Source organism: uncultured Faecalicoccus sp., from assembly GCF_944327125.1.
Classification (GTDB): domain Bacteria; phylum Bacillota_I; class Bacilli_A; order Erysipelotrichales; family Erysipelotrichaceae; genus Faecalicoccus.
Window position 1 is genome coordinate 1 of sequence record NZ_CALVGO010000078.1, and the last position, 4,165, is coordinate 4,165.

Annotated in this window: 6 protein-coding genes; all 6 read right to left on the minus strand. The window is 40.5% G+C overall.

What is annotated here, in order from left to right:
• Positions 1-173, minus strand: a 173-nt coding sequence (locus tag Q0K03_RS07405) for a dihydrofolate reductase (RefSeq protein ID WP_366774995.1), incomplete at its 3' end; no start/stop codon positions are given.
• A gap of 11 nt (positions 174-184) precedes the next feature.
• On the minus strand, positions 185-1,057 hold the full coding sequence (thyA, locus tag Q0K03_RS07175) for a thymidylate synthase (protein ID WP_297239026.1): 873 nt from the start codon (positions 1,055-1,057) through the stop codon (positions 185-187).
• Positions 1,058-1,073: 16 nt separating this feature from the next.
• Entirely contained in the window at positions 1,074-2,453 is a 1,380-nt protein-coding gene (locus Q0K03_RS07180) for an aminopeptidase (RefSeq protein WP_297239029.1), read from the minus strand.
• Complete coding sequence (gene murI / locus Q0K03_RS07185) at positions 2,447-3,223, minus strand: glutamate racemase (protein WP_297239027.1); 777 nt, start codon at positions 3,221-3,223, stop codon at positions 2,447-2,449. The genes Q0K03_RS07180 and murI overlap by 7 nt, the downstream gene beginning before the upstream one ends.
• Positions 3,224-3,739: 516 nt before the next feature.
• Positions 3,740-4,063, minus strand: a complete 324-nt coding sequence (gene hisE / locus Q0K03_RS07190; RefSeq protein ID WP_297239028.1) for a phosphoribosyl-ATP diphosphatase — start codon at positions 4,061-4,063, stop codon at positions 3,740-3,742.
• On the minus strand, positions 4,056-4,145 hold the full coding sequence (locus Q0K03_RS07410) for a hypothetical protein (protein WP_366774996.1): 90 nt from the start codon (positions 4,143-4,145) through the stop codon (positions 4,056-4,058). Before Q0K03_RS07410 ends, hisE begins: the two co-directional genes overlap by 8 nt.
• Between the last annotated feature and the right edge of the window lie 20 nt (positions 4,146-4,165).

Below are 4,165 nucleotides of genomic sequence, written 5' to 3' on the forward strand. Positions count from 1 at the left end.
CGTTTGGGAAGCATGCCCGGTAAAGATTCAAAGGTCTTTCTTCCCATCAAGATCGTATGGCCTTTGGTCTGCTCTTTAAAAAACTTAAGATCTTGAGGAAAATGCCATATCAGTTGGTTGTCTTTTCCTAACTCATAGTTTTGACCGATTGCCGCTATCATTGTCAACTTCATAAAAATGTCTCCTATTGAGCCAGAGGGAAACTGATTTTTCCCATATGCTGATAATCGATCAGTTTAACGTCCTTGCATTCCTTCGAATTGTCAAAATCATAAAAATCTTTGATTTCCGGATTGAGCCATAGTTGTGGTGCCGGATAACTTCCGTTTGTTTTATAGCGCTCTATCTGCTCCTGGATCCCTTCGACTTGATTCACATAAATGTGGGCATCTTTGATTGACCAATCCAAAGTACCTGGTTTCAATCCGCAAACTTGGGCAAGCATCTTCAGCAACACAGCATACTGTGTCACATTAAATGGAAGTCCTAAAGGAACATCGCAGCTTCTTTGATGAACCCAGGCATTCAATTTCCCATCAGTTACATCCCATTCACTGGACCAGACACAGCTCGGTAAAACGGCAGTATCCAAATAATCATCCTGCCAAAGAGAGATCACACGGCGACGGTCATTGGTATCCTTCTTTAAAGAATGGATCAGCTTATCAACCAAACCCATCTTTTTAACGATATATCCATAAGCGGTTCCAATCGTATGGGCAAAGGAAGGATCAAAATGTTTTAAACATTTTCCGGTTTTTTCATCTATCCAGTCGCCATTCTCATCAATTTCCCAAAGATCCCAAATGTGTACGTTTCTTTCCTGAAGCCACCGTACATCATTGGATTGTGCCTGATAGATCCAAAGCATCTCCAGTACCGCCTGGCGGATAAACAACTGTTTTGTCGTCAGGATTGGAAACTCTTCCTCGATATTCAGCTGGAAATAAGCCGATGGCACTTTGATGGTATCGACCCCGGTTCGGTTGGCAACCCGTACCCCTTCGTTTAATATTCTTTCACACAGTTCACAATAAATGGTATCCCATTTTGCCATGATAGTCCTCCTGTTTTCAATCCATATTGGTCAAGAATGCCTTGTATCCTTTATACGCTTCATATACGTCCGCTTTGGAACTCACTTCAAAAGGAGAGTGCATATTTAAAACGGGAACGCCAAAATCAACAACCTGCATTCCATAGTTAGCTAAGATATAGGAGATCGTTCCTCCGCCTCCCAGATCCACTTTTCCCAGTTCCACGCACTGTACCTGGACATTTCCTTCTTCCATGACATGACGAAGTTTTGCCATATATTCGGCATTGGCATCGTTACTTCCGCTTTTCCCTCGAGAGCCTACATACTTCAACATCGCTACACCATTTCCCAGGTAAGCCTGATTGTTGGGCGAGCTGGCCTCCGGATAGTTTGGATCGTGAGCCGCCGCCACATCGCTGGACAACATGCAGGAATTCTGAAGCGTGCGCTTGAGGCTTCTTTCTTCTTTGCGCCCCATCGCATATAACAGCTCACGGATGGTGTTCTCAAAGAATTGAGAATGCATTCCTGTTGCCCCCTGAGACCCGACTTCTTCTTTATCCACCAGTAATGTCACACTGGTTTTCTTTACTTCTTCGCAATCAAGCTGTGCCATCAAAGACGTATAGGCGCAAACGCGGTCGTCCTGGCCATATCCAATAACCATACTGGAGTCGATCCCCAAACTTCTGGCCGGATCGGCTGGCACAAATTCAAGTTCGGAGCTGAAAAAATCTTCTTCTTCAAATCCATATGTTTCTTTTAATATATGAAGGCAGTTTTTCTTAACCGCATCTTTTTCTTCATCTTGAAGGGGGATGTTGCCAAAGGTCACATTCATATTTTCTCCAGGAATGACATTTTCCGCCGTTTCTTTCATTCTTTCCTGGCTTAAATGAATCAACAAATCGCTGACCACAAACACTGGATCGCCCGGCTTTGTGCCAATAGAGATATCAAGAGTTCTTCCATCTTTTAAGCAGACAACTCCCACCAAAGCCAAAGGAACCGTCACCCACTGATACTTCTTGATTCCTCCATAATAATGAAGATCCATCAAAGCCAGATTTCCATCTTCATATAACGGATTGGGTTTTACATCTAAACGAGGAGAATCGATATGCGCCCCCAGGATATTTAATCCATCTTCGATATCATTGGTTCCGATATTGATTAATATCATGGATTTATTCATATGGGTTACATAGATTTTATCTCCAGGTTTTATCGTTTCCTTTCTCTGAAGGATCTCTTTAAGATCCACATATCCTTTTTCTCTGGCCTTTAAAACCGATTCCTTGACAAACAATCTTTCTGTTTTTGCACAAGTGATCATATCGATGTAGTGCGCATTAAAATCAAACACATTCTTTTTTTCGTCTTTATCGTAATTCAGCCATGCACTTTTCATGATATTTCCTCCATTTTTCTTAATAATTTTCTTGCGAGTCCTATTTTTTCAGGACAAGTGTTTTCCATACGGATACTTCCCTGTCCGGTTTCATTCAATAGATCTTTTTGTTTAAGAATATCCTGTAAATGATAAGCCGTTCCCAGATTTCCATCTACGATATGGACCGACAAAGGCAAAAGATCACGTAATTCCTTTTTGAAAAATACAAAATGCGTACATCCCAGAACCACACTGTCAAAAGTGTTAGCCTGATCTTTTTGTATATATGTATGCAATGTATCCCTTACAAGATCTATATTATCCAGCTCATCGTTTTCTACCAGTTCAACCAACTTGGGACATGGTACTTTATCAATGATGTGTTCATTTTCGAAACGTTTCATCAAATTGGCAAATTTTTCTTCCTGCAAAGTAAAAGGGGTGGCCCATACCGATATCTTCTGATGGTTTCCAAAAGAACAAGCCACCTTTAATGCCGGTTCCATTCCAATAATATCGAAAGGATATTTTTCTCTCAAATAAGGAACACAGGCACTGGTTGCGGTATTGCACGCAATCACAACTGCCTTGCAGCCTTTTTCCATAAAATAATCGCAGATCGAAACACATCGCTGGGTGATTTCTTCCTTGGTTTTCGTTCCGTATGGATTATATTTTGAATCACCGACATAAATCAGTTCTTCTGTCGGCATCAATTGATGAATCGTATGCAGAACACTGATGCCGCCCAATCCAGAATCAAAAACCCCGATCGGAGCCTTGGAACTCATAATCATTTCCTCCATGGAAAAAATTATATCATAAAAAAAAAGAAAAGAACTTCTAAATGAAATCCAACTTGCTTATTGTCTTATGGTATTTCTTGAAGTTCTTCTCTTTCTCCACTACCCATTGCCTCTTCACCCTTTTTGCAGGATGTCTTCTTTGTTTATATTTTCCTTCTGCTGGGCTTTGTGGATTTTTATGCAACTTAGCTTTCCTAAGTTATCATCCCTTTGAGCAATTTTAGTTTATCATATCTTCAATGAATCACAAGGCCATTGGAAAAACCGGTTTGAATTCTGTCCTTTCCCGTAAAAAAAGAGTTCAATCTCAAGACCTTTCACCTTTTCATTATCATTTTTTAAGATCTCTTCTTGAACTCTTTTTTCCTGCCACAGCTTTTCTACCCTGCAGCTTTATTGAACTTAGATCAAAATCTAAGTTTTCAATCTTTTGGTACATATACAATATCACACATGCCTTCTAAAAAAAGTCTCCTGGCTATTTTGGACCTTTAAATGTCCTTATAGGTTGGTGATAGGCTTTCTTTCCGCTTTCAGATTGTGCTTTTTCATCGAGCGGGAAGCCAGCTCTTCTTCCAGTTCTTTTAAGGATACACCTTTTTGTACCATCAGCACCAGCAAATGATAAAACAGATCGCCTAATTCGTTGACCAAATCTTTTTGTTTCTGTCCCAGGGCCGCAATTACAACTTCCGTTGTTTCTTCCCCCACTTTTTTTAAGATCTTTTCCAATCCTTTTTCATACAGATAACTGGTATAGCTGCCCGGTTCCGGGTGCGTTTTTCGATCCATGATCGTTTCATACAAGTTTTCAAATTCATTCATTGACTTCTTCTCCTTCGATATCTCTATAAAAACAAGAATGTTTGCCCGTATGACACGCGGCCCCCTCTTGTTTCACAATCATCAACAAAGTGTCGTTATCGC